Here is a 391-nt window from a genome sequence, read left to right on the forward strand (position 1 = left end):
GAATGTCTATGACGCGTACGGACGCGTGACGATGGTGAAGCGGTATCCGGTATCGACTGGGGCGGAAGACGTGAACCAGCGGACTACGAACACGTATGACTACGATGGGTCGGGTTCTGCCACCCGCAACATCTGGGGGCGGTTGGCTGCCGTATCGATTCCGAACGCGGTGACGGAGCACTACAGCTACACTTCGGCGGGGCTGCTGACGAGCAAGGCTTCCGACTACGGCGGGACTTCGTACATGACGCCGACGGTTGACTACTCTTATGACAATGAGGGCAAGGTGACTCAGATGGTCTATCCGCAGTATGGGCGCCTGAACACCCCCACGACCTACGATATATTCCCGCGGCTGACGCTGAACTACGGCTACGACGCGATGGGGCAA

The 391-nt window shown here is 59.1% G+C and carries 1 pseudogene; it reads left to right on the plus strand.

Annotation, left to right across the window (positions count from 1 at the left end):
* Positions 1 to 391, plus strand: a pseudogene (locus ACR9Y2_RS40310) (hypothetical protein); the annotation flags it as partial.

This window comes from Paludibaculum fermentans (assembly GCF_051172195.1).
Lineage (GTDB): Bacteria > Acidobacteriota > Terriglobia > Bryobacterales > Bryobacteraceae > Paludibaculum > Paludibaculum fermentans_A.